The following is a 23,754-nucleotide window of genomic DNA, read 5'->3' on the forward strand; positions in this document are numbered from 1 at the left end:
AGATAGTCCGATCAACATAGAGTGATTTGGGCATAATGACAATCAGATAGTGAATATTTTGTTAGATGACCCCGTGTTCTCTATGTATTCTGTAAGATTTTTACTCTAAGTGGATGAATTGTAACCATTTGAATGTATAAGTCATGTCTTTTACTTTCGAGTTTGCATATAGTGAGTGAAGATCCATAATTATTATGATTTTAGTTGGCTAGGTAAGCTGCGGCTACCTAGTTGTTAAAGGAGCGAAAATGTCTACGCGCAAAGCGGTTGTGGTACTCATGTGTGTTTTGGGCATTACTTCTTGTGCATCAACCCCTACGGCGGTTGAGCGAGATCCAAATCTGAGCCCTGAACAGATTCAGCAAGCACAAAATCAAGTCTATCAAGACGTATTAAAAACGCATTCGATGTGGGCAAGTCAGTTGGAAGATGCTGAGTCATTAAGGATCTATGCACCGGAAAATTATCGCGACATGATGTCTTCGTGGAAAGATGCGCATGAGCTGTTTATTGAAATGAGAAAAGATCCGTCTCAAGTTGATGTGAAGCATTCCGTCTTTTCCAGCGAAACATACGCGATTGCGTTTCGAGATCGCATTAATAGCGTGGAGTATAACTTTACCGCGATCCAACGTTTAAAAAAGCAGGCCGATGAGTTGCTTGAGCCAGCAATGACCCAGATGGCCTACTTAAGAAAAATAGAGGCAGCAAAGTATTTCCGCCACGCGACGACCAGTGTGACGCGCGAATATGAGCGTTTGTTTGAATACCTAGTTGTGTCAGAAGTGGATCGGGCGGAAAGTTATCAGGCCATATTTCTGGAGAAATCGATGGCACTTGAAGTTCGTGTGATCGATGCGATATACGTGGAACCATTGGCGCAAAAGTTATCCTCGTTGTCTAAGGCTAGGTATAATGTGATGGCACCGATTAGCTTTAGCTATGTTGAGCAGGGCATTTTGGAATTACGTCAATTTGTGAGCCAATCACCACGCGATTTTGAAACCATTGAACATGATGTGGATAGCATTAATTTCCAGTTTCGAAGATTGGAGGCCATTGTCTCCGAGGTGACAAAGTTGTCTAATGTTGAAAAGTCCAACTTTGAACCGTTAGTGTTGGATGCCGAATCACGTCTTCATAAAATATCCATTGCCGCGAAAGGCAATGACTACCGAGATCAGGATCTTACATCGCAATCAGAGCGAATTGCGCACGACGTTGAGATGCTAAATAAAGCCGATCAGTCCATTGCTTTACGCAAAGAGAACGCGTTGCTTAAGCAAAAACTGGCGCTGCTGGAAATGCAGCGTGGAGATGTTCAGAGCGCAAATGATCAAGTGGTGTCTGACGCGATGGATAAAGCCGCCAATAATCGAGCTGAAATTGAAAATCTGAAGAAGCTCGTTAGTGCGTTGCAAGAGCAAGCGGCGGACTGACCGTTTTATGCGGATAGCAACATGCTGATATAAGGTCAGAGCGACCTAAAGAGCACTGCCAATAGGCGGTGTTTTTTTTTGAGAAAGTTCAGGTGAAAAATAAGGCTGCAAAAATGTGGACTACCTACTTTGTAGTTGTTTTTTAAGTAATTTTTTTACAATTCACCATAGTCGAGCAATATATATTGATAATGAGTGAAAATGTCACTTGCCATATCTATTGATTGGGAGCATTATCCGCCACCACCAAATTGTTACTAAACATGTATTGAGAAAATGGAAATGAACCAGTTCGATGCTTTGTTGCCACCACAAATGGCAGAGCGTGCCGCTGAAGCGGGTGTAGGTAAAGCGACGAAAGATCCAATGAAATCCTTTTTACTTGCTATCACGGCAGGTTTACACATTGGTATCGCTTTTATTTTTTATACCACCATCACTACTGGCGCAGATGATTTACCTTGGGGTTTAACCCGTTTCTTGGGTGGATTAGCGTTTAGTCTTGGCCTAGTACTTGTGATCATTACAGGTGGCGAATTGTTCACCAGTTCAGTATTGACGCTGGTCGCCAGAGCAAGCGGTAAGATCACTTGGGGTGCGTTATTTAAGAACTGGGCTGTGGTCTATTTTGGCAATATGCTAGGTGCGTTGTTTCTAGTTGCGATAATGCTTACCGCTAAGCAATATCTATTTGATGCAGGGCAGGTTGGCCTTAATACCATGCAAATTGCTCAGCATAAACTGCATCATGGGTTTTGGCAGGCCGTCGCGTTAGGCATTATGTGTAATGTCTTGGTTTGTGTTGCGGTGTGGATGACGTTTAGTGGCAGAACGTTGACAGACAAGATCATTGTGATGGTATTGCTTAGTTGCTATGTTTGTATCTGCAGGGTTTGAACACTGTATCGCTAATATGTTTCAAGTTCCGATGGCGATTGGAATTAAGGTTTTTGCTCCGGCTGAATTTTGGCAAAACATCGGTGCGACGCCCGCAGACTTTGTTGACTTAAATTTGTTGGCATTTATCACTAATAACCTCATCCCCGTGACCTTGGGTAATATTATCGGTGGTGGTATTTTTGTAGGAATGCTGTACTGGTTAATTTATTTGCGCGATTAAGTCAGGCACCTCCTGTCTTCTGTGCGGCGTTGTGCTCACATTCTAGTCGTGCCCTAACAGCTAACGAATAAAGCGCCTTCAGGGCGCTTTATTCGTTTAAAACTGTCGACCCCCGTTTCTTGTGGTGCCTGATTACTATCACAGTGACGGCTAGAACCATGGTGGTGGCACGTCGGGGGACGTTACGTTAAACGTGTTTGATGACAACTCACAAGGCGGAGCTGAATGGCAAATGGTCAACGCTTCTGGCGTGCAAATCAACCAGTTTTTCCCACTATCCTGAATCAAAGCAGCCTCGTGCTCTGTGCTGACTTTATGCGTTATCCAATTAAGTTCACTTTCCATATGCTTGCCCTCATCTTTGTTGGCATCGATTTTTCGTGAGATGGTTTACGTTGGTGAAGTGCTAATCAAATTACTCACTGCGTATGACGAACTGATGAACGTGACAGGCTCGCGTTATTTTTCGTTGATTGAGAAAAGTGATAATAACTCAGTAACTTGGTTATCCACATATCCTGTGGATAACCAAGTTCAAAGTAGGTGTGTAACATGATTTAGAGATATTTTTTACCCGTGCGAAGCGTCATTGTAATGCAAACTTCGAGGGCGGAATCGTGTTCCTCGCTATCGAAAGCAGTGTAAACGAAATGGAATATTTTGAAGCGCTTTGATAGATCAACACCATTATTCAGCGAGTATCACTTTGCGGTAAGGCATAAGGCTTGCCCGCAGGGCTAAAACTTCGTCGGACAATGAGGTTTAAATTAATGGTGATAGAAACACTCATCATGACAAAAATGGCGAGCATGATCAGCAATTGGTACTTAATGGCAACAAGGGGACTTGCACCGCCTAAAATCTGACCAGTCATCATGCCGGGCAGTGATACCAATCCTGTTGTCGCAATGGTTGCGAGAATGGGTGCTAGTGATTTTTGTAGGGCAAGGCGCACAAACGGTAGTGTGGCTAATGGGACGGGGGCGCCTAACGAAATTGCGGCTTCGTACTCCGTCCAGCGATCCTGTAATGCCCCATAAAAGTTTTGCAATGCGACAATGTTCCCACTGAGACTGTTGCCAAGTAGCATACCCGCAAGAGGGATAACGTATTGAGCGCTATAAGCAGGGACTGGTTGGATGATCACTACACATAATACTGTGACGATAGGCAACAAACCAATCAACAGTGATAGGACGGTATAGGGGAGTAATGACTTCTTAGGCAATCGGGCTTTGCTTAGAATCGCACTGCCACCAACGACGACCATCACAGTTAACCAAATCACATTAACAATAACGTTGTCCAAATAGAACAAATATTCAAGATACAGGCCCACGAGAGCGAGCTGTACTGTCATTCGAAGAATACTGATACAAGCATCTTTGTTTAAGTCGAGCTTATAATATCGGCTTATCAAAAGGGAATGGATAACGTTGTCGAAAATCCGAGTAATTGCCACCAAGTGATATCAATGACGTCCTGCATAATCACTATTTTCATCGAAGAAGTAATGGCCATATTTTACGGGAATATTGGAAATCACACACTGATTTTTGGCGGTTTTTACTGTCTCTTGTTAACGGTGATGTAACATTTCGACACGATGGTGCTTATCATTTGATGAATTTCCGTCCGATTCTAGCACGGATAATTCACTGAAATGTTGCATAAATGCGATCTTGTTTACATACTTGTACAGGTATTATTTCTTCACATCTATTAACATTTTTATATATCAGCATTTAATTAATAACAAGTCAGGGTGACCTCAAAAAAGTGTTGATTAACAAGGGTTGAGAGGTCGGAATTGGTTGAACCACACATACAGTATGGTTTAGCATTTTCCTTAGAATAGTTTCAATAATTGATTTATTCATAAGAGTAAATCGCAGCTTTAACACGATACAAAATAGGCAAATGTATGAGTGATGTTAACAAAGTTGAGAGCACAGAAAAACATGGTATGGAATGGAAGTCTTTCTTTTTCATCTGCGCAGTTTTCTTTCCTCTCTTGAGTGTGGCGATCGTAGGCGGTTACGGTTTTACAGTGTGGATGCTTCAGATCTTCGTATTTGGACCTCCAGGTGTTCACGGTTAATAAACCGTCATTCAATCAATTACGAGTTTCGAGAGAGTAAGTCATGAAATCCTTTTTAATCAAGCTTTGGCGCACCATCAGCAGACCCGCAGTTCACATCAGTTTAGGTGTTCTTACCGCTGGTGGTTTTATTGCGGGCGTCATCTTTTGGGGCGGCTTTAACACCGCGTTAGAAGCAACGAACACTGAAGAGTTCTGTATTAGTTGTCACACAATGAGTGAAAACGTCTACGTGGAGCTTCAGGAAACCGTTCACTGGAAAAATGATTCCGGTGTTCGTGCAACGTGTCCAGATTGTCACGTACCCCATAACTGGACAGATAAAATTGCACGTAAAATGCAAGCTTCCAAGGAAGTATTCGCGCAGATTTTTGGTGATTTAGATACGCCAGAGAAATTTGAGGCCCGTCGTCTCGAACTTGCTCGCCATGAGTGGGATCGTTTCTCGGCGAACAAATCATTAGAATGTAAGAACTGTCACGCTTATGAGTCAATGGACTTTGAGCAAATGTCTCCGACTGCGCGTATTCAAATGACATCAGCAGCAGAACGTGATCAAAGTTGTGTTGATTGTCATAAAGGTATTGCCCACCACTTACCAAAAGATATGGCCAGTGCAAGCGGCATTGTTGGCGACTTAGAGCAAGTAGCAAGCAGTACGTCTTACTCTAAAGGGAACGACGTGGTATCCATTCGTCACTTACCACTTTATACCGATGCGACAGCGGCAACAGAAGCTGGCTTGTTGAGTCCGGCAAGTGAAGTGGCAATCGTTGATGATAAAGGCGATATGATTGAAGTTAAAATTGATGGCTGGCGTAAAGCGAAAGGCTTTGGTCGTGTTATTCAAGAAGACTTTGGTATGAACATATCAACCGCTATTTTGACCAAAGAAGTCTCACAAAGCTCGGATGTTATTGTTGGTGAGAAGAAAGAAGATGAGCTGACAGGCCTTCCTTGGGAACAAGTTTCAGTCAACCTATGGATGAAAAAAGAATCCATGCTGCCTGACTACACGCCAATTTGGAACGCGGCAGGTGAAGCGTATCAAACCAACTGCTCAACATGTCATACACAGCCTGATGTTGCACACTTTAGTGCTAACGGTTGGGTAGGTATGCTAGACGGTATGATCGCATTTGTGAACTTCGATAAAGACACTGAAGCGCTAGTGCTTAAGTATCTACAGAAGCATTCATCAGACTTTTCTGAAGGTCACCACTAATAGACGTTAATTGGAGTAGCAAAATGGCAATTACACGAAGAAGCTTCCTTAAAGGTGTGGCAGGTACAAGTGCGGCATCTCTAATCGGCCCAAGCTTGTTAGCTTCGGCGTCTGCTAGTGCAGCAGAGACAGAAGGGACCTGGAAAATATCTGGCTCACACTGGGGTGCGTTTCGCGCCCGAGTGTGGGGTGGTAAAGTACAAGAAATTAAGCCATTCGAAGTCGATAAGCATCCGACTGATATGCTAAATGGCATTAAAGGTATCATCTATAGCCCGTCACGAGTGCGTTACCCAATGGTACGTCTAGACTGGTTAAAGAAACATAAATACGCAGCCGAGACACGCGGTAACAACCGTTTTGTTCGTGTGACATGGGATGAAGCGCTTGATCTTTTCTATCGTGAGTTAGAAACCATTCAGAAAGACTATGGTCCATGGGCTTTGCACATCGGTCAAACGGGCTGGCGTCAAACGGGTCAGTTCCATAGTTGCACCAACCATATGCAGCGCGCGATGGGGCTTCATGGTTACTCAGTTAAGAAAGTGGGAGACTACTCAACGGGTGCTGGACAAACTATTCTACCGTATGTACTTGGTTCAACCGAAGTGTATGCGCAAGGTACGTCTTGGGATTTGATTTTAGAGAATAGTGACAACATTATTCTATGGGGTAATGATCCCGTTAAAAACCTACAAGTAGGTTGGACATGTGAAACCCACCAGTCTTATGCGTATCTAGAGCAATTAAAAGACAAAGTTGCGAACAAGGAGATCAATGTTGTTTCTGTTGATCCCGTTCGTAATAAAACCGCTCGCTATTTAGACAATGAACAACGATACATCAATCCGCAAACTGATGTACCGTTCATGCTGGGTGTTGCTCACGTTCTTTACAATGAAAACCTTTACGACAAGAAGTTTATCGACACTTACTGTTTAGGTTTCGAAGACTTTATTGGTTATGTTCAGGGTAAAACCAAAGATAACGTTGAGAAAACGCCGGAATGGGCGTCGGAAATCTGCGGGGTAAGCCCAGAAGAAATCCGTAAATTTGCTCGTATGTTGGTGAATGGTCGCACTCAGATCATGGTGGGTTGGAGTGTCCAGCGCCAAGAGCACGGTGAGCAACCATACTGGATGTGCGCAGTACTTGCGGCAATGATTGGTCAAATTGGTTTGCCTGGTGGTGGTATTTCCTACGGCCACCATTATTCTGGTATCGGCGTACCGAGCGACCGGATTTGCGGCCCCGGGTTCATTCCCATTGAACATTGACCAAGGGCAGAAGCCTAAATACACCAATCAAGACTTTAATGGTTATAGTCGCGTGATTCCGGTTGCTCGTTGGGTAGATAGCCTTCTAGAGCCAGGTAAAAAGATTAAATCGAACGGTTCAACGGTGACGTTGCCGAACCTAAAAATGATGGTATTTAGTGGTAATAACCCTTGGCACCATCATCAAGACCGTAACAGAATGCACAAAGCCTTTAGGTCTTTGCATACCGTTGTGGCGATTGATTTCGCTTGGACGGCCACATGTCGTCAGTCTGATATCGTACTACCTGCATGTACGCAGTATGAGCGTAATGATATCGATGGTTACGGTGCGTACTCTGGTCGTGGCCTAGTGGCGATGAATAAGCTTGTAGACCCTATGTTCCAGTCTAAATCTGACTTCGAGATCATGGCGAATCTGACTCGTCGTTGGGGCCGTTATGAAGACTACACTCGCGGTATGTCGGAAATGGAATGGGTTAAATCACTCTATGATGGCTGTAGAGAAGCAAACAAAGGTAAGTTTGAGATGCCTGAGTTTGACGAATTCTGGGAGAAAGGTTATCTAGACTTCGGTACAGGTAAGTCTTGGGTTCGTCATGCTGATTTCCGTGAAGATCCAGAGATTAACGCTTTAGGCACACCGTCTGGTTTTATTGAAATTACGAGCCGTACGGTTGGTAACATGGGCTACGAGCACTGCCAAGAGCACCCAATGTGGTTTGAAAAATCTGAGCGTTCACACGGTGGACCAGGCTCAAAAGCGCATCCATATTGGCTACAGTCTTGTCACCCAGACAAGCGTTTGCACTCGCAAATGTGTGAGTCGGAAGAGTTCCGCGCAACGTATACGGTGCAAGGACGTGAACCAATTTACATTAACCCTAAAGATGCAAAAACAAAAGGCATCAAAGATGGTGACTTGGTTCGAGTCTTTAATGACCGCGGACAATTACTTGCAGGTGCAGTCTTAACGGATAGCTACGCCCCAGGCGTTGTCAGAATCGAAGAAGGCGCATGGTACGGTCCAATTGATAACAAGATTGGCGCGTTAGATACGTATGGCGATCCAAATACATTGACGCAGGATATTCCAACATCTGAATTAGCGCAGGCAACGTCAGCGAATACCTGTTTGGTGAGTTTTGAGAAGTTCACAGGTAAAGTACCACCAGTGACCGCGTTCGGTGGACCGATCGAAGTCATCTAGTGAGAATTTAACCGTACAGAGTTTTAAGTAGTACACAAAACCCATTCATTTGAATGGGTTTTTTTTTGTCTGGGAATATACTAATTAAGTAATCTATTAACTAGGTCGAGGACGTATGACCGAATATATTCCATTCTCAAAAGAGGTTGATGCACTGGCTATCAACCCTAACATCAGTATTACTAAGTGCAATGGCGAGCTCTATTTTGAATACACGAGCTTAAATTTTGAACCGTTAGCTTCTCGTACTGCGTTAACTCGATTTGAGAACCAAGTTGAATCTGATGCCATGTTACTGGGCGATGGTTTCCAAATGCTGTGCCAGACATCAGGAACGGTGAATCAACTCGTTGATATCGGTCGATGTCCGGATAATAGTGCAAGCTACCGGATTTATGATGAAGATGCGCCCAAGCGTTTTTATAACTACCTAGTTATTGAGCAATCTTCTGGATTTACACTGTTTGGCTTTACATCCTGCCATCGTTTTTCTGGTTATTTTGAGTTGCATACTACAACTCAAGGTATTGATGTTTTAGCGTTTATTGATGGAGAGGACAGTGCGCCTCAATCTTGGGAAAGTAATCAGTTAGAGTCGCTGGTGGTATTACATAGCGATACTATGGATTCAGTGTTTAGTCAGTTTGCGGACATCATCGCGAGCCACCACCCTGCTAAAGTCGGTGTGTCTCAGCCAAGCCCAATAGGCTGGTGCTCTTGGTACGCATACTATGCTGATGTTGATCGCCAAAATGTGCTTGATAATGTTCAGGTGATGGAACAAGAACAAGAGATGCTTGAGTGGGTGCTACTTGACGACGGTTATCAAGCCTTTATGGGCGACTGGCTAACACCATCGGATAAGTTTGAAGGTGGCGTAAAAGCGCTTATTGAGAGCATTCGCTCCAAAGGCAAGAAACCTGCAATTTGGATCGCTCCTTTTATTGCTCAGGCTGAATCAGAGATTTTCCAGCAACATCCAGATTGGTTTCTCAAGCATTCTGATGATACGGCATTGAAAGCAGAAGATGTGACATATGGCGGCTGGCGGTGCACGCCTTGGTATATCTTAGATTGTTCTAACCCAGAAGTCTTAGCGCACCTTACTCACGTCGTCAAAACCATGCGAGAAGAGTGGGGGATTGAGCTATTTAAGCTTGATGCTAACTATTGGGGGACATTAAAAGGTCAACGCTATCGTCCAGGTGTGACTGGTGTCGAGGCGTATCGATTAGGTATGCAAGCTATTACTGAAGGTGCTGGAGAGGCGCTAGTTTTAGGCTGTAATGCGCCGATGTGGCCATCCTTAGGTTTAGTTGACGCGATGCGTGTCTCTGATGATGTGGAGCGTGATGCGCATCGTTTTGAGCAAATAGCGAAAGAAACGTTTTTGCGTAGCTGGCAGCATCAACGTTTATGGTTGATCGATCCAGATTGTGTGACGTTGACGTCTTTACCTAATCAGGGTACCGATCGTTCAAGCTATGAGTTTCACCGTAATGTGCTGTTAGCATCAGGTGGCGTATTGTTGTCTGGTGATCCATTGCCGGAATTGACGCCCTTTGCAAAAGAAACGCTCGAGAGCTTAGTTACTCGGCAAAAACAAACCAATAACACGTCAGTGTTTCAATCATTGACGATGAATCACTCGATGTTAAAGCTAACCGAACAGCGCCGTCTTCACTGCTTATTTCAGTACACAGAAGACGGGACTGACTATACATTGGCATCCGAGTACCCATGTGATTGGTTTGATTTTTGGACCCGAGAGAAGTTAAATCAAGAACCAAGCCATATTCACGTTATCACGCTAAATCATGCTCGTGAGAGCCGAGCTGTTGTCGCGGTTTTTTCGAGCGAAGAGTACTAAATCTGTTGGAGAATCTAAGTCTGTTGGAGAGCCTAAATCTTTTGGAGAATATAGCTCTATTAGAGAACCTAAGTCTTAAACGGCTTTAGACCTACATAACTTTACGCTCCTATAACTTAAGCTCCTATAATTTAAGCTCCACATAACGTTAGCTCTCAAATAACCAGTAGTAACTGTAGCCCACGATAAGTGCTTAGCAATGCAGAATAGACCGTGGCCACCAACGCAGCTTTGGGGGCCATTGCTATTGCAGGGAATAGCGCATCGCCATCGTTTGAAATTGCATTGGAAAGCTGGGTGGACATGGGTACGGCGCCAGTGAGATATAGACTGGTAATGAGGATCTGAGGGCCGCAGCCAGGGAGTAGGCCGACTAGCATACCTAGTAAAGGCATATAGACACCCCAACCGTTAAGCGAGTGGCTAAGGTCAATGTGCGAGAAATGAAGTGTAATTTCGAAAGCTAAGAAGGCCACAATCACCCAAGCGCTAACAAAGTGAGTATCTTGAGCCGCTTTTTGCATCGGGTGTGAGGTAGACCGTTTTTTATCTTCACCGACAGTGCTCTCATAATCCACGATTTCTTTGGTAAATGCCCATAGCGACATCGTGATTACCGCTAAAATCGCACCAAGCCATTCGATCGTTAGTGGTTTTAAACCAAGAAGCTCGTTCACATCTACTTGGAAAGACATGGTAAATGCAACAGCCAGCGACGGAATGATTAACCATTTCCAAAATAATCCTTGAAGGTTGATCGCCATTGTTTGAACCGGACTGTTTTGGAAGGGATGGTTTTGGAGGGGTGCATCTTCATTCTTGCTACAACGACATTGAGTATCAAAAGTCGATGATTGCTCTATTGGCATCGCTTGCGTATCGCTCAACGTGCGGGCTGATTTAGGTGTAAGCGTTTGCACAAATTCAGTTAATTTAGGGCGAAGGAAATCGGGCTTGTGAATGGCATTAACGATAAGTCCCGTCACGATCCCTACCACGACACCGACTGCAATTAACCCAAATCCGATACTTGGTTTACTCGCTAAAATCAAAAACGCAGCGTCTCCCATCGTTGCGGTCAAAACAGCAACCACGGAGCCAAAGCCAACTTTACCCGACACAAATTGTGTGGTGACGATGATAGCGCCGCCACAGCCAGGTAATGCGCCTAATAATGATGAGAATACGACTTGGTGACTGGCTGAGTGTTGGTAGAGTTCTACAAGCGCATTTTTTTGAGAGAGCAATCTAGAGATATAATGATAAACGGCGAGTGTGAAAACGACATAACAAGATACCGCCCAATAGGCGTCTGAAAGCGCCGTAACCGCAATGAGGCTAGTAGGTTTACTGATTAGTAGCGCAACCATAGTTATGGGTAGTAACAGACGTTTATACGCAGGTTTGAATTGTGATAAAGACAACCCATATAAGCCACGAATTCTTCTAGTTTGTTCCATATAGTGCACCAATGTAAATGAGAGTCGTTCTCATTGTACAATATTGATAATGATTATCAATATTGTTTTTGGTGTTTTATCGGTCAAGAAATTCACTAAAACCGCTTACAAGCGATGACAAATTCACAAAATCAGGTAAAGTATCGCCCTTATGAGCAGTTGTCGTGGGGCGTACACCCACAAGATCAAACATAGTTAGGAAATATAATGATTCTAGTTGTCGGTCATAAAAACCCGGATAGTGATAGCATTTGTGGTGCACTAGTAGCGACAGAACTACTAAAAGCACGTGGCCTTGAAGCGAAACCTATTCGTCAAGGTGAAATCAATCGTGAAACTCAGCACATTCTTGAAACTGCGGGTGTCGACCAACCTGAACTTCGCACAAGTGTTGCGGGCGAAAAAGTATGGTTAGTGGACTATACCGATCTGGCTCAAGCACCAGATGATATTAATGACGCTGAGATCCTTGGCATTGTTGACCACCACCGTTTAGGTGACGTGATGACAGTGAATCCATTGGAAGCATGGATCTGGCCAGTGGGTTGTACTTGTACTATTTTGTTTAACCTATTCAAAATGGAGCAAGCTGAGATTACTCGTCCACTTGCTATCCTAATGATGTCTGCAATCTTGTCTGATACGGTAGGGTTTGCTTCTCCTACCTGTACGCAAAAAGACAAAGATGCAGTAGAAGAGTTGGCAAAAATTGCGGGTATTACAGACTTAGAGCTGTTCATTAAAGAGCTATTGATTGCAAAAACCAACATTGAAGGTCTTTCAGCAGCAGAGCTGGTTGAAAAAGATCTTAAAGCATACCCATTTAATGGCCGTGACGTTGTGGTTGGCCAAGTTGAGCTTGCAACGTTAGAGCAAGTAGACGGCATGATCGAAGCGCTAGAGCAAGATCTGACTCGTCGTTGTGACGAAGATGCCCTTGCATTCGCGGCAGTGATGCTAACAGACATCACAACAGCACAAACCCGTTTGATTTACAAAGGTGAGTGGGCTGCGAAGCTTGCGAAGCATGAAAAAGACGGCATGTTGATGATGGAAAATACGCTAAGTCGTAAGAAGCAAGGTTGGCCTTGGCTTCAAGGTGAGTTGGTTTAATCACTATCTCACCTGACAAATATGTCGATTAACTAAGCCCTAGTGTCGTTTGCGTTAGATGGTCATTGACCTATAAACAAATTTAGATGCTAGGGTTTTTTATTAGGTATAACATTGTACCGACAGTGACTCTCTACAAAAGGCATAACATCATGGCATTAGAGCAAAATCAAATCGAAGAAATTGCACGTTACGACGAAGAAAAACGTCTAAAGTACAGCGTGAAGACAATGGTGCAAGAGCGTCAGATCTGGATTCTTACCGACGAGCATGGCTGTGTGATGCTAAATAGTGAAGAAGAAGATTGTGTTCCAGTTTGGCCTAATGAAGAGTTTGCGCTGCAATGGGCAACGGGCGAGTGGTCTGAATGTAAGGCGGAATCTATTTCATTGAACAAATGGCACAGCCGCTGGACAATGGGTCTTGAAGACGATGAACTGGCTGTTGTTGTGTTTCCGAATCAAAATGAAGAAGGGGTAGTGCTCTTCCCTGATGAGTTTGATTTTGAACTGAAGAAACAGGCGTCAAAAGTCCGTTAATCAATAGTCTTATCAATGCAAGTTTGATAAAACAACCATCTTGGTATGCAACTATAGCTAGCTCAGGTAGAATTATCGCCTTGATGTGAATGGATTAAAGTTTGTTATGCCAAGATTTTTACTGTTTTTTTCTTGCTTAGTGATAAGTCCGTTAGGGCTCGCCTCTAACAGCCAAGGATGGGATACCTTTAGCGATATTGGTGCTTATGGATTAGTTGGACTTGCCGCGGGTTTGCCTGCGTATCAAGAAGATTGGGATGGTGTTTGGCAGGCGGGACTCAGTATTGGTTCGGCGTCCGCTATTGGCTTAATTGGTAAGCATACTATTGATGCGCCACGCCCGGATGGCAGCGATAATAAGAGCTTTCCTTCCAATCATACTGCTAATGCTTTTGCTTCAGCCACGACGTTACATATTCGTCATGGTTGGCAAGTCGGTTTACCTGCTTACGGTGTTGCGACGCTCGTTGGTGTTGGACGGGTACAAGCCAATAAACATTATTGGCGTGATGTTGCCGCTGGTGCCGCAATTGGCGTATTCACTGGGTGGCTCTTTACCGATAAGTTGGATCCAAAGGTGCAGCTGCTGCCTTGGGCAACGCCGCATAGCTCAGGCGTGTCGGTCACCTATGTGTGGTAGTCACGTAGCGGGGGTGAAGTGTTTGGTAATGAGACGTTTGGTCACGCTATATCTGTGAGTGGGACATAAAAAAGCTCAGCGTTTGCTGAGCTTTTTATTAGGCAATTTTTGTCACATTCAGCGGAAAAAATTAGTCTCTTTTCCACAGAATATGGCAGAACTTATTGTCTGGGTCTCGGCTAACGAGTAGGCGAGCAAACACATCATCTAGGACGTCATCTTCTTCGTTTACGAGTCCGATACGTACTTCGGCAAAGGTTTCATCAACAGCGAAGCCAACATGTTCAGGCCAATCTTCTCCCGTCTCAACGAGCTCGGCAGCGCCTCGGTCTTCAAATTGCGCCGTAAACAGGATGACATCTGCGGCTTCAAGGTTATCCGGCGCCATCTCTAGGAAGATGTCGTAAGCGGCATCGATGACGTCGTCGTATGAAATCAGTTCAGACATAATATTAAGCTCGGTTCATGTATTTGCGTTCAGCGGTATTGATCACAACGCGATCACCTGTTGCGATGTACTCTGGCACTTGAATAGTTAGGCCAGTAGCAAAACGTGCAGGCTTAGAGCGAGCAGATGCCGATGCACCTTTGATAGATGGGTCCGTTTCTTCAATGACTAACTCTACCGATGATGGTAGTTCTAGACCTGCAGCGTTGCCATTAATCAAGACAACTTGCACACCTTGAGTTTCTTCATTGATGAGCAGTAGGTCATCTTCGATCTCGTTGTGTTTGAAGGTAAATTGAGTGTAGTCTTCATTGTCCATGAAGATGTACTCGTCGCCATCTACGTAAGAAAACGTCACGTTTCTTTTGCTCATTTCAACGGTATCAACAAGTTCATCAGACTTATATCGTTCTTCGATTTTTGAGCCCGTTGCTAAATCAGTACAGCGCAATTTGTAGATCTTTGCTCCGCCACGACCACCAGGAGTGGTAATCTCGATATCTTTGATTAGCAACGTCTTACCATTTGACTCAATCGCAAAACCTTTTTTAAGCTCACTTGCCTTTGGCATGAAATTTTTCCTTCGTTTAAATTAGACAGTCAATTATACGACCGAATGGTTGATTTGCTCAAGAAACAACTGTTCGCAACAGGAAACTTTGCGAAGAATTTATCCTGTGACAAGGATGGCCGAGAAAACGATAGCCTACGTATCGGTTAAGTGAATTGAATCTAGGCAGAGGTGTCAGTAATATGGGGGCATGTTACTTCTTATACGATAGCGCCAGTGCAGCCGATTACCCTCAACTCTTTACCGATCCCACAAGTCACTTATCATACCGCGATAAAGGACTTACTTATGTGCTTAAAAAGTGCGCTTAGGGATGACCTTCATAGTGTCTATATTTATGGTTCTGTTGCTCAGGGTAGGGCGATTGCTGGTGTGTCAGACCTCAATGTGGTGGTCGTGACGCAATCGTCGCTTTCGGCGAGCCAAAAAAAGTTTTCAATACCATTGATTGGCGATTTCAAAAAAACTTCCCATTTGTTGATGCGGTTTCGATCCGAAGCACCGTCATCAATGATGTCGTGTCTTTAGACGCATTATTTACCTGGGGGTTTTTATTGAAGCAATGCTGCGTATGCGTCCATGGTGATGATCTTGCTGAGTGCTTTGGTGACTATGTCGCAAGTTGGGAAATTGCGAAGCAGTGGAATATGGACATAGGACAATCCGTGCCCATCCTTAGGCACCGTATTGCGGTCGCGAACACAGATAAGGCGCTATTAAAAGCGCAGCGAGAGATGGCTAAAAAGCTGCTTCGTGCCGCTTATGGTTTGATCATGCCTAAAACAAAACGATGGTATGACGAGCCGCATCAGTGCGCTCAACAATTTCTTGTCCATTATCCAGAAAAGCGAATAGTAATAGAACGTCTTGAGATTCTGTTGGGACCACGAGTGATCCCCAAACGCTCGGTGGTTGCGTTGTTGGACGACTTTGGTCAGTGGCTAGTCAGCGAGTACAAAAAAACTGAATTTAGAATCGGTTAGCGATATATGAGTGTACCTTGTCTCGACCGCTAAAATAGCCCCATTTGTGGCGCACTAAGATCATCAAAATTCTTGTCGATAAAAGGCAAAATAGCGTCGGCGACGGGCCTCAATTGTTTATCAATGTAATGTTGGTAATCAATGGCTGACAAGCGATAGTCCTTTGGTTCGGGGCCGTTGACGGTAATGAGGTACTCAATACGACCTTTATTCTGGTATTGCAACGGACGCCCTAATTGTTGATTCATTTGGTCTGCCATTCGTGCCGCTCTTACCTGCGGTGGAATATTTTTTACGTATTCATGCAGCCTTCTTCGGAGACGCTTTTGATAGACCAGTTTATGGTCATTATCGCCATTTGCTGTCGATTCTACGGTTGCGCGGATATAATCGTCTGGATCTTGCCCGGTAAAAATCATTTGATACAGTGTTTGTTGAAACTCTTGCGCGAGCGGTGTCCAATCGGTGCGAGCACTTTCTAATCCTTTAAATATGAGCTTTTCTCCTTCAGAGGTGCGCTGAAGTCCGGCGTAGCGCTTTTTTGACCCGGTCTCTGAGCCGCGTATTGTTGGCATTAAAAATTTGCCGTAATGGGTTTCATACTCCAACTCAAGTATTGAGGTTAGTTGATACTCATCAAGCAAGTGCTGTGTCCACCATTCATTAATGTACGTCACGAGTTGATTGCCAATACCATCAGCCTTGTCGTTGTTATAGCTACCGTTGAGAGAGACAAATATAGAGTCTGTATCCCCATAAATAACCTGATAGCCTTGTTGTTCTATGAGAACCTTTGTTGTTTTCATTATTTCATGTCCACGCATCGTGATAGATGATGCAAGGCGAGTATCGAAGAAGCGGCAACCAGATGAACCTAATACTCCATAAAACGAATTCATGATGATTTTTATAGCTTGAGAAAATGCCTTTTCTTGATTAGCTTTTGCCACGTCACGAGCCTTCCAAAGCTCTTCAATTAAATTTGGAAGAAAATGCTGAGTTCTGTGAAATTGACCGCCGCGAAATCCTGCAATCGCCTGTGAATCATGTCGACCTATCTCTAGCTTTAAGCCTTCAATAAGTCCCATCGGGTCAATTAAAAATGAGCGAATAATCGAAGGGTAAAGGCTTTTAAAATCTAATACTAATACGGAGTCGTAGAGTCCTGGGATCGAGTCCATCACATACCCACCAGGGCTGGCAATCCAGTTTTCAGGGTGAAGGTTTGGAGCCGCATATTGAGCGCGGTGGAGACGAGGGAGATATAGATTGGTGAATGCTGCAACAGAGCCGCCCACACGATCCAATTCCACACCAGTTAGTCGTGTTCGTTCAATGGCGAAGTCGAGTAAATGTGTCGCCTTAAAAATACGGTTTACTAGCACACAGTCTTGCAGGTTGTATTTTGCGAGTGCAGGTTTGTCGCCATGATACATGGCGTTAATCTCATCCATACGGTCATGAGCATTGTGTATCGCTTTACCTTCGCCAAGTAGTTCTTGAGAGACGGCTTCTAGAGACCAAGAGCGAAAAGTGATACGTTGCCGTCTTTAACGTATCTATCCCGTCGAGAACAACTCGACCAGGTATGTTGATGAAGCTTTGTCCGCTAGATTGCAACGTACGGAAATAAATCCGTTGTTCATTGCGTCCAAGGTTGAGTGCTATTCGATGAAGTTCAGCTCGCTTTTGCAGTAATTTGAAATCAAAATCGATGACACTCCAACCAATGATGACGTCCGGATTGAAGTTCTTAAACCATTGGTTTAGCGCAATGAGTAGCGATTTTTCGTCGTTAACCCATTGGATGGTTGTGTCAGCCACTTGTGGTTGACCAACCATGATCACCCGACTGTCATTTTCAGCATCGAAACCAATGGAATAAAGCTGACCTTTTTCCGAGCACTCTATATCTATGGATAGCACATTAAGCTTAGGGGTATGCTTACCCGCTTTCACCTTGGCATTACTAACTTGGGTAAATTGATTAGGCTGGCCAGGGTTGATGATTCGTCGTTGCCCAGTAAATGTTAAGCTGCCTTGAATAAAACGTTCCATCAAAAAGCGATCGGCTAATTTAATGTCACTTTCAAGAACTAGAATGTCAGTGTTTTTTAAGGATTCTGCGAGTTTACGCGAGTCGCTAATACTGCGGCAGTAGACAGCAGTCAGTGCTTCGTCAGCAAAGCTTTTCAGTGCAATCTCTTTAGGAGCGATAGCCACGTTTAGTGACTCCGCGAGAGCGGTGACGGTGTGTAGACTAGTTTGTGGAACAAAAAAAACAGGCTGTTGGTCATCAATCAGTAGTTGCGCTGGTCCTTCTTCTGTCGTCAGCCATAATTCAATGACAGGCCCTGTATGTGTGTCTCGCGCTTGGCGCGTAAGAAGAAAACCAGTACTAATGTCCAAAGGGGATCCTAAATAGCCACAAATAAGATTAATTATTACGCAATACTCAGTGGCTGATAAAAGCGAATTTGTTTTAGTGTATCAAAGCTCAGCAAAGAGAGAAAATTTACCGACATAAGCTAAACTTAAGTGTCAATTTCGATTTTAGCCGTGTTGATGATGATTTTATAATAGTGATTTGTATCGTATTTTAACGATTAATTAGATAATCATGTGGGGGCAGTTTCATAGGGCAAAAGATCAAATTGTTGTGATAAAACGAAGGCTTACAGCGACCGAGTACTTGGTTGTATACTTTGTAACCTAATGATTTTTAAGTTTTTATGATTGACGGTGCTATCACTTCATCGTAATGTGTTTATCAAAGTTTGCGGTCGTGCACGATTTGCGCGAAAGCTTTTTTGTATAATTTGCGATATGATACGCAGCTAAGCTGCTATCCACTAACCTTGAGTGGTCGCAGAGCCAATAAATAAGTGTGGAGATACAAGTTTGATTAATGTTTTCCTTGTAGATGATCACGAACTGGTTCGCACAGGGATCCGACGTATTATAGAAGACGTCCGTGGAATGAACGTAGCAGGGGAAGCTGACAGTGGTGAAGAGTCTGTAAAATGGTGTCGTAACAATCATGTAGACGTTATTTTAATGGACATGAATATGCCCGGAATTGGTGGTTTAGAAGCAACGAAAAAAATTCTTCGCCATAATCCAGACGTTAAGATCATCGTACTAACAGTACATACCGAAAATCCGTTTCCAACCAAAGTGATGCAAGCGGGGGCAGCAGGTTATTTGACCAAAGGCGCAGCGCCTGATGAAATGGTTAACGCAATTCGCTTAGTTCATAGCGGACAGCGCTACATCTCACCTGAAATTGCCCAACAAATGGCTTTGAGTCAGTTTTCTTCGGCTTCAGAAAATCCATTTAAAGATTTGTCTGAGCGCGAGCTTCAGATCATGATGATGATCACTAAGGGGCAAAAAGTGACGGATATTTCTGAACAGCTTAGTCTTAGCCCAAAGACGGTTAACAGCTATCGATATCGCTTATTTAGTAAGTTGGATATTAATGGCGATGTTGAACTGACTCACTTAGCGATCAGACACGGAATGTTAGATACTGAGACATTGTAGTGTCAGACCCAACCTTTGATTCAATCTCTTTTTTAAAAACAGTGACCAACCAACCCGGCGTCTATCGAATGTATGACGCCGAGTCGGTGGTGATATATGTTGGCAAAGCAAAAGATCTAAAAAAACGGTTGGCGAGCTATTTTCGTAAGAAAGTTGACCGTGAAAAGACGCGCGCTTTGGTTAGTCATATCGATAAAATTGACGTGACAGTGACCCACACTGAAACCGAAGCACTGATCTTAGAACATAACTACATTAAGCAATACCTACCGAAGTACAACGTCTTATTACGAGACGACAAGTCTTATCCGTACATTTTCATTTCTAATCATAAGCATCCTCGATTGTCGCTGCACAGAGGGGCTCGTCGACGTAAAGGCGAATATTTTGGTCCTTACCCTGACTCAGGGGCGGTGCGTCAAACATTACACCTTATCCAAAAGATTTTCCCTGTGCGTCAGTGTGAAGATTCCGTTTATGGCAACCGAAGTCGACCTTGTTTGATGTATCAAATTGGACGGTGCGCAGGGCCTTGTGTTAGTCGCATTATCTCGGATGACGACTATCAAGAATTGGTTGGTTATGTTCGTCTTTTCTTACAAGGGAAAGATAAGCATGTATTACAACTGCTTGTTGACAAAATGGATGAAGCCAGTCGGAGCCTTAAGTTTGAAGACGCGGCAAAGTTTCGCGATCAAATCCAAGCTATTCGTCGTGTTCAAGAACAGCAATTTGTTTCCGAGGACAGCGATGATGACATGGATGTATTGGGGTATGCACAAGAAAATGGCGTTGCTTGTATTCATATTCTGATGATTCGCCAAGGAAAGATACTCGGCAGCCGCAGCCATTTCCCCAAAATTCCGGTCGACACAGAACAACATGAAGTGTTTTACAGCTTCTTAAGTCAGTACTATTTAAATCAGAGTGAATCTCGCACGATTCCAAGCCGCATTATTCTTAATAGTGGCCTTATTGAAGATATGGTGGTTTTACAAGCTGGGCTGTCAGACATCGCGGGGCGAAAAGTGACCTTCAACACTGATCCTTCAGGGTCTCGTGGGCAATACCTTAAGCTTTCTAACACCAATGCATTGACGGCTATCACCAGTAAAATTAATCACAAGATGACTGTTAATCAACGCTTTAAGGCGTTGCAGAAAGTCTTTAAACTAGACAGTATTACACGCATGGAGTGTTTTGATATTAGTCATACGATGGGTGAGAACACCATCGCATCTTGTGTCGTATTTAACCAAGAAGGTCCGGTAAAACAAGAGTATCGTCGTTATAACATTACCGGCATTACTGGTGGTGATGATTATGCGGCGATGGGGCAGGTATTAGACCGCCGTTACTCAAAAGTCGATGTAGATAAAATTCCAGACATTATTTTTATCGATGGCGGGAAAGGTCAGCTCAATCGTGCTGTCGAGATTGTTTCGAAATATTGGGGAGAATGGCCTAAGCTGCCGCTGTTGATTGGTATCGCGAAAGGTGTGACTCGAAAGCCCGGTTTAGAAACACTGATTACGCCACAAGGTGATGAGTTTAATTTGCCCAGTGATGCTCCGGCCCTGCATCTAATACAGCATATTCGTGATGAAAGTCACAATCATGCGATTGCTGGGCACAGAGCTAAACGTGCAAAGGCAAGAAGAACCAGTCCACTAGAAGGGATTGAAGGTGTTGGACCAAAACGCCGTCAAGCTTTGCTTAAGTATATGGGTGGCTTACAAGAATTGAAGCGTGCAACTGTAGAAGAAATCGCCAAAGTGCCCGGAATTAGTATTTCTTTGGCAGAAAACATCTATCAAGCATTGAAACACTAGTGAAAATCCCGCAACATAAAGACGCAGTAGAATAGAGCTGATAATTATATGCGTTTAAATATACCTAACATTTTGTCTTTGTTGAGATTATTTCTCATCCCCGTATTCGTCGTAGCGTTTTATCTACCCTATAGTTGGGCGCCTTTTGCCGCCGCAATGATTTTTTGGGTAGCTGGCTTTACCGATTGGTTGGATGGAATGCTAGCAAGAAAGCTAAACCAAACCTCTCGCTTCGGAGCCTTTATTGACCCTGTTGCGGATAAAGTGCTGGTTGCCACAGCATTAATACTTATTACTGAGCATTATCATACCATTTGGATTACCATTCCAGCGGTCACTATGATTGGGCGGGAAATAATCATTTCAGCCCTGAGAGAGTGGATGGCTGAGATAGGGAAGCGAGCAAGTGTTGCCGTTTCTTGGGTTGGTAAAGTCAAAACGGTGACCCAAATGTTTGCTTTGTGGGTACTGGTATGGCGTTATGATGACTGGATGATTTGGGTTGGGTATGTTGCTTTGTATATTGCGACAATTCTTACTTACTGGTCAATGATGCAGTATTTGTCGGCAGCAAAAGACGATTTACTGAATTCAGAAGATGAATAGAATTTAAAGAGAAAAAAGGCGAGCGTTTAGCTCGCCTTTTTCATACTTGTAAGATAGTGACGCTTATGAGCAAAGATAGATTCGCTTATTTTGGCTCAGCCTACTGCTAACCAACCTTCAATCGAATGAAAGTTAGCAGCTAGATAGCAAATAATCTGCATTTTTATGCTACTAAATTGAGCAAATCACCTGTTTTTGAATGTTTATTAGGCAAACGATTCAAAATATAAAAAAATACTATTGACTCATTTGGCTGATTACGTAAAATGCATCCCGTACTCAAGAGGAACTGCTTAAAGCAAACTCAAAAGTAGCAACAAAAAGAAGGCGCCTTGGCAGAGTGGCTATGCAGCGGATTGCAAATCCGTGGACCTCGGTTCGACTCCGGGAGGCGCCTCCATTCTCTTATGAGAAACAGTTGTTGATTGCAACTTGCGATACTAGCTCAGTTGGTAGAGCGCAACCTTGCCAAGGTTGAGGTCATCGGTTCGAACCCGATGTATCGCTCCAAATTTTGAATGCAGCGTGATAACGATGCATAAGATGGTGTTTTACTTTTCAGTAATCGGCATCGCAATAAAGAATTGCGTGCCCTGGTGGTGGAATTGGTAGACACAAGGGATTTAAAATCCCTCGGCGTTCGCGCTGTGCTCGGCTCAAGTCCGGCCCGGGGCACCATCTATTAAAGCCTATATAGTTATGCTATATAGCAATGCGATACTAGCTCAGTTGGTAGAGCGCAACCTTGCCAAGGTTGAGGTCATCGGTTCGAACCCGATGTATCGCTCCAATTCAAAGCCCTAGCAGAAATGCTAGGGCTTTTTAGTTTCCACCATTTCTAACCTTTCATTCTGTTATCTATAACCTTCTATCTCCTATGTTACCGCTGCGCAGAGTGCCAATTCAGGCTTTATCTTAGTGGTGGTTTTTGCCATGATGTGTGACTTATTGCAAAAACAAACGACTCTGGAGTAAGCATGTTTACAGGAATTATCCAATCTGTTGCCACCATCGACAAAATCACGGATTTAAATGGCATTCGTACGTTCGAGATTAACTTTCCAGCGGGTTTTTGTGTTGGTCTTGAAATTGGCGCAAGTGTCGCGGTAGATGGTGTCTGCTTGACCGTGACGGAGCTCGTTGATGAAAACCGCGCTTTGTTCGATGTTATGCTGCAAAGCTTGCTAATTACGACTCTGAGTGACTTCAAACAAGGCCAGCGTATCAATGTCGAGCGAGCGGCTAAGGATGGCGCAGAAATTGGTGGGCATCCATTGTCTGGGCATGTCGACTTTAAAACGACACTGGTCGATATTCTTCAGCAAGAAGATAACTATCGAATTCGATTCTCTTTGCCAAAAGAGTGGAAGCCTTACGTGTTCCCTAAGGGATATATTGCGATTAACGGCGCGAGCTTGACGGTATCTGAAGTGGATAAGGAGCAAAGCTGGTTTGATGTCTGGTTGATTCCTGAAACGCTGCGGATGACGACCTTTGGGCATAAAGGTGCTAGCGACTATGTCAATATCGAAATTGAGCGAGGCACGCAAGTCGTTGTAGATACAGTGCGAGATACCATTAAAGAAACACTGGGTCCTCTGTTACCGATGTTTGAAAAGTTTCTCGAGCAGCACGGGGCGAATATTGATGTAATTGGCCAGGAAACGACTCGTCATCTTTCTGACAAGAAGTAAACGATGGGTTGTCGTTAGATGATGGCGCCGTGAACCATGGTTGCGGCGCTTATTCCACATGTTTCATTTCACCATATTAT

The 23,754-nt window shown here is 43.9% G+C and carries 13 protein-coding genes, 4 tRNA genes and 6 pseudogenes; 18 read left to right on the forward strand and 5 right to left on the reverse strand.

Annotation, left to right across the window (positions count from 1 at the left end; translation table 11 throughout):
• The first annotated feature begins 248 nt into the window (after positions 1–248).
• Complete coding sequence (locus AC0L66_RS06955) at positions 249–1,439, forward strand: BAR domain-containing protein (protein WP_265673475.1); 1,191 nt, start codon at positions 249–251, stop codon at positions 1,437–1,439.
• Positions 1,440–1,715: 276 nt separating this feature from the next.
• A pseudogene (gene focA / locus AC0L66_RS06960) lies at positions 1,716–2,559 on the forward strand (formate transporter FocA).
• Between the two features lie 691 nt (positions 2,560–3,250).
• Here focA and AC0L66_RS06965 read toward each other — a convergent pair.
• Positions 3,251–4,047 (reverse strand): annotated as a pseudogene (locus AC0L66_RS06965) (ABC transporter permease).
• 436 nt (positions 4,048–4,483) lie between these two features.
• Between AC0L66_RS06965 and torE the strand changes: the two are divergent.
• The 4 genes and pseudogenes from torE (at position 4,484) to AC0L66_RS06985 (ending at position 10,242) form a co-directional block, all read left to right on the forward strand.
• A complete protein-coding gene (gene torE / locus AC0L66_RS06970; RefSeq protein WP_250616776.1) occupies positions 4,484–4,660 on the forward strand; it encodes a trimethylamine N-oxide reductase system protein TorE in 177 nt (58 codons plus the stop codon).
• A gap of 43 nt (positions 4,661–4,703) precedes the next feature.
• Positions 4,704–5,885 carry a pentaheme c-type cytochrome TorC gene (gene torC, locus AC0L66_RS06975; protein ID WP_265673479.1) on the forward strand — a complete coding sequence of 394 codons (1,182 nt, stop codon included), beginning with the start codon at positions 4,704–4,706 and terminating at the stop codon, positions 5,883–5,885.
• Between the two features lie 23 nt (positions 5,886–5,908).
• A pseudogene (gene torA, locus AC0L66_RS06980) lies at positions 5,909–8,372 on the forward strand (trimethylamine-N-oxide reductase TorA).
• 115 nt (positions 8,373–8,487) lie between these two features.
• On the forward strand, positions 8,488–10,242 hold the full coding sequence (locus AC0L66_RS06985; protein WP_473568861.1) for a glycoside hydrolase family 36 protein: 1,755 nt from the start codon (positions 8,488–8,490) through the stop codon (positions 10,240–10,242).
• Between the two features lie 148 nt (positions 10,243–10,390).
• Here AC0L66_RS06985 and AC0L66_RS06990 read toward each other — a convergent pair.
• Positions 10,391–11,702 (reverse strand): annotated as a pseudogene (locus tag AC0L66_RS06990) (putative manganese transporter).
• Positions 11,703–11,909: 207 nt separating this feature from the next.
• Between AC0L66_RS06990 and AC0L66_RS06995 the strand changes: the two are divergent.
• The 3 genes from AC0L66_RS06995 to AC0L66_RS07005 all read left to right on the forward strand — a co-directional run bounded on the left by AC0L66_RS06995 (position 11,910) and on the right by AC0L66_RS07005 (position 13,994).
• Positions 11,910–12,815 carry a manganese-dependent inorganic pyrophosphatase gene (locus AC0L66_RS06995; protein ID WP_265673483.1) on the forward strand — a complete coding sequence of 302 codons (906 nt, stop codon included), beginning with the start codon at positions 11,910–11,912 and terminating at the stop codon, positions 12,813–12,815.
• A gap of 152 nt (positions 12,816–12,967) precedes the next feature.
• Positions 12,968–13,354, forward strand: a complete 387-nt coding sequence (locus AC0L66_RS07000; protein ID WP_265673484.1) for a DUF2750 domain-containing protein — start codon at positions 12,968–12,970, stop codon at positions 13,352–13,354.
• A 106-nt stretch (positions 13,355–13,460) separates the two neighbouring features.
• Positions 13,461–13,994 carry a phosphatase PAP2 family protein gene (locus AC0L66_RS07005; protein WP_265673485.1) on the forward strand — a complete coding sequence of 178 codons (534 nt, stop codon included), beginning with the start codon at positions 13,461–13,463 and terminating at the stop codon, positions 13,992–13,994.
• Between the two features lie 130 nt (positions 13,995–14,124).
• Here AC0L66_RS07005 and AC0L66_RS07010 read toward each other — a convergent pair whose 3' ends face one another.
• Complete coding sequence (locus tag AC0L66_RS07010) at positions 14,125–14,442, reverse strand: HI1450 family dsDNA-mimic protein (RefSeq protein WP_265673486.1); 318 nt, start codon at positions 14,440–14,442, stop codon at positions 14,125–14,127.
• 4 nt (positions 14,443–14,446) lie between these two features.
• The gene (gene yeiP / locus AC0L66_RS07015; protein WP_250616785.1) at positions 14,447–15,013 is read right to left on the reverse strand and encodes an elongation factor P-like protein YeiP; all 567 of its coding nucleotides are present in this window, start codon (positions 15,011–15,013) and stop codon (positions 14,447–14,449) included.
• Positions 15,014–15,229: 216 nt separating this feature from the next.
• Between yeiP and AC0L66_RS07020 the strand changes: the two are divergent.
• Positions 15,230–15,996, forward strand: a pseudogene (locus AC0L66_RS07020) (nucleotidyltransferase domain-containing protein).
• Positions 15,997–16,025: 29 nt separating this feature from the next.
• On the opposite strand, the pseudogene AC0L66_RS07025 reads toward AC0L66_RS07020, so the two are convergent.
• Positions 16,026–18,405: pseudogene (locus AC0L66_RS07025) on the reverse strand (DNA polymerase II).
• A 492-nt stretch (positions 18,406–18,897) separates the two neighbouring features.
• Here AC0L66_RS07025 and uvrY point away from each other — a divergent pair.
• The 8 genes from uvrY to AC0L66_RS07065 all read left to right on the forward strand — a co-directional run bounded on the left by uvrY (position 18,898) and on the right by AC0L66_RS07065 (position 23,674).
• The gene (gene uvrY, locus AC0L66_RS07030) at positions 18,898–19,542 is read left to right on the forward strand and encodes a UvrY/SirA/GacA family response regulator transcription factor (RefSeq protein WP_250616787.1); all 645 of its coding nucleotides are present in this window, start codon (positions 18,898–18,900) and stop codon (positions 19,540–19,542) included.
• Positions 19,542–21,374, forward strand: a complete 1,833-nt coding sequence (gene uvrC / locus AC0L66_RS07035; RefSeq protein ID WP_265673488.1) for an excinuclease ABC subunit UvrC — start codon at positions 19,542–19,544, stop codon at positions 21,372–21,374. Before uvrY ends, uvrC begins: the two co-directional genes overlap by 1 nt.
• A 48-nt stretch (positions 21,375–21,422) precedes the next feature.
• Complete coding sequence (pgsA, locus tag AC0L66_RS07040; RefSeq protein WP_473568866.1) at positions 21,423–21,980, forward strand: CDP-diacylglycerol--glycerol-3-phosphate 3-phosphatidyltransferase; 558 nt, start codon at positions 21,423–21,425, stop codon at positions 21,978–21,980.
• Positions 21,981–22,306: 326 nt separating this feature from the next.
• Positions 22,307–22,380: transfer RNA gene (locus tag AC0L66_RS07045), tRNA-Cys, on the forward strand.
• Positions 22,381–22,414: 34 nt separating this feature from the next.
• A tRNA-Gly gene (locus tag AC0L66_RS07050) sits at positions 22,415–22,490 on the forward strand.
• Between the two features lie 80 nt (positions 22,491–22,570).
• A tRNA-Leu gene (locus tag AC0L66_RS07055) sits at positions 22,571–22,658 on the forward strand.
• A gap of 36 nt (positions 22,659–22,694) precedes the next feature.
• Positions 22,695–22,770, forward strand: a tRNA-Gly gene (locus AC0L66_RS07060).
• Positions 22,771–22,957: 187 nt separating this feature from the next.
• Complete coding sequence (locus AC0L66_RS07065; protein WP_473568868.1) at positions 22,958–23,674, forward strand: riboflavin synthase subunit alpha; 717 nt, start codon at positions 22,958–22,960, stop codon at positions 23,672–23,674.
• The last annotated feature ends 80 nt before the right edge of the window (positions 23,675–23,754 follow it).

It is taken from the genome of Vibrio sp. GJ43-1 (assembly GCF_055808835.1).

Excerpts from the sequence above, each read along its gene's own strand:
- AC0L66_RS06955 (WP_265673475.1), top strand. The coding sequence starts at position 249 with ATGTCTACGCGCAAAGCGGTTGTGGTACTCATGTGTGTTTTGGGCATT.
- torE (WP_250616776.1), top strand. The coding sequence starts at position 4,484 with ATGAGTGATGTTAACAAAGTTGAGAGCACAGAAAAACATGGTATGGAA.
- torC (WP_265673479.1), top strand. The coding sequence starts at position 4,704 with ATGAAATCCTTTTTAATCAAGCTTTGGCGCACCATCAGCAGACCCGCA.
- AC0L66_RS06985 (WP_473568861.1), top strand. The coding sequence starts at position 8,488 with ATGACCGAATATATTCCATTCTCAAAAGAGGTTGATGCACTGGCTATC.
- AC0L66_RS06995 (WP_265673483.1), top strand. The coding sequence starts at position 11,910 with ATGATTCTAGTTGTCGGTCATAAAAACCCGGATAGTGATAGCATTTGT.
- AC0L66_RS07000 (WP_265673484.1), top strand. The coding sequence starts at position 12,968 with ATGGCATTAGAGCAAAATCAAATCGAAGAAATTGCACGTTACGACGAA.
- AC0L66_RS07005 (WP_265673485.1), top strand. The coding sequence starts at position 13,461 with ATGCCAAGATTTTTACTGTTTTTTTCTTGCTTAGTGATAAGTCCGTTA.
- AC0L66_RS07010 (WP_265673486.1), bottom strand. The coding sequence starts at position 14,442 with ATGTCTGAACTGATTTCATACGACGACGTCATCGATGCCGCTTACGAC.
- yeiP (WP_250616785.1), bottom strand. The coding sequence starts at position 15,013 with ATGCCAAAGGCAAGTGAGCTTAAAAAAGGTTTTGCGATTGAGTCAAAT.
- pgsA (WP_473568866.1), top strand. The coding sequence starts at position 21,423 with ATGCGTTTAAATATACCTAACATTTTGTCTTTGTTGAGATTATTTCTC.
- AC0L66_RS07065 (WP_473568868.1), top strand. The coding sequence starts at position 22,958 with ATGTTTACAGGAATTATCCAATCTGTTGCCACCATCGACAAAATCACG.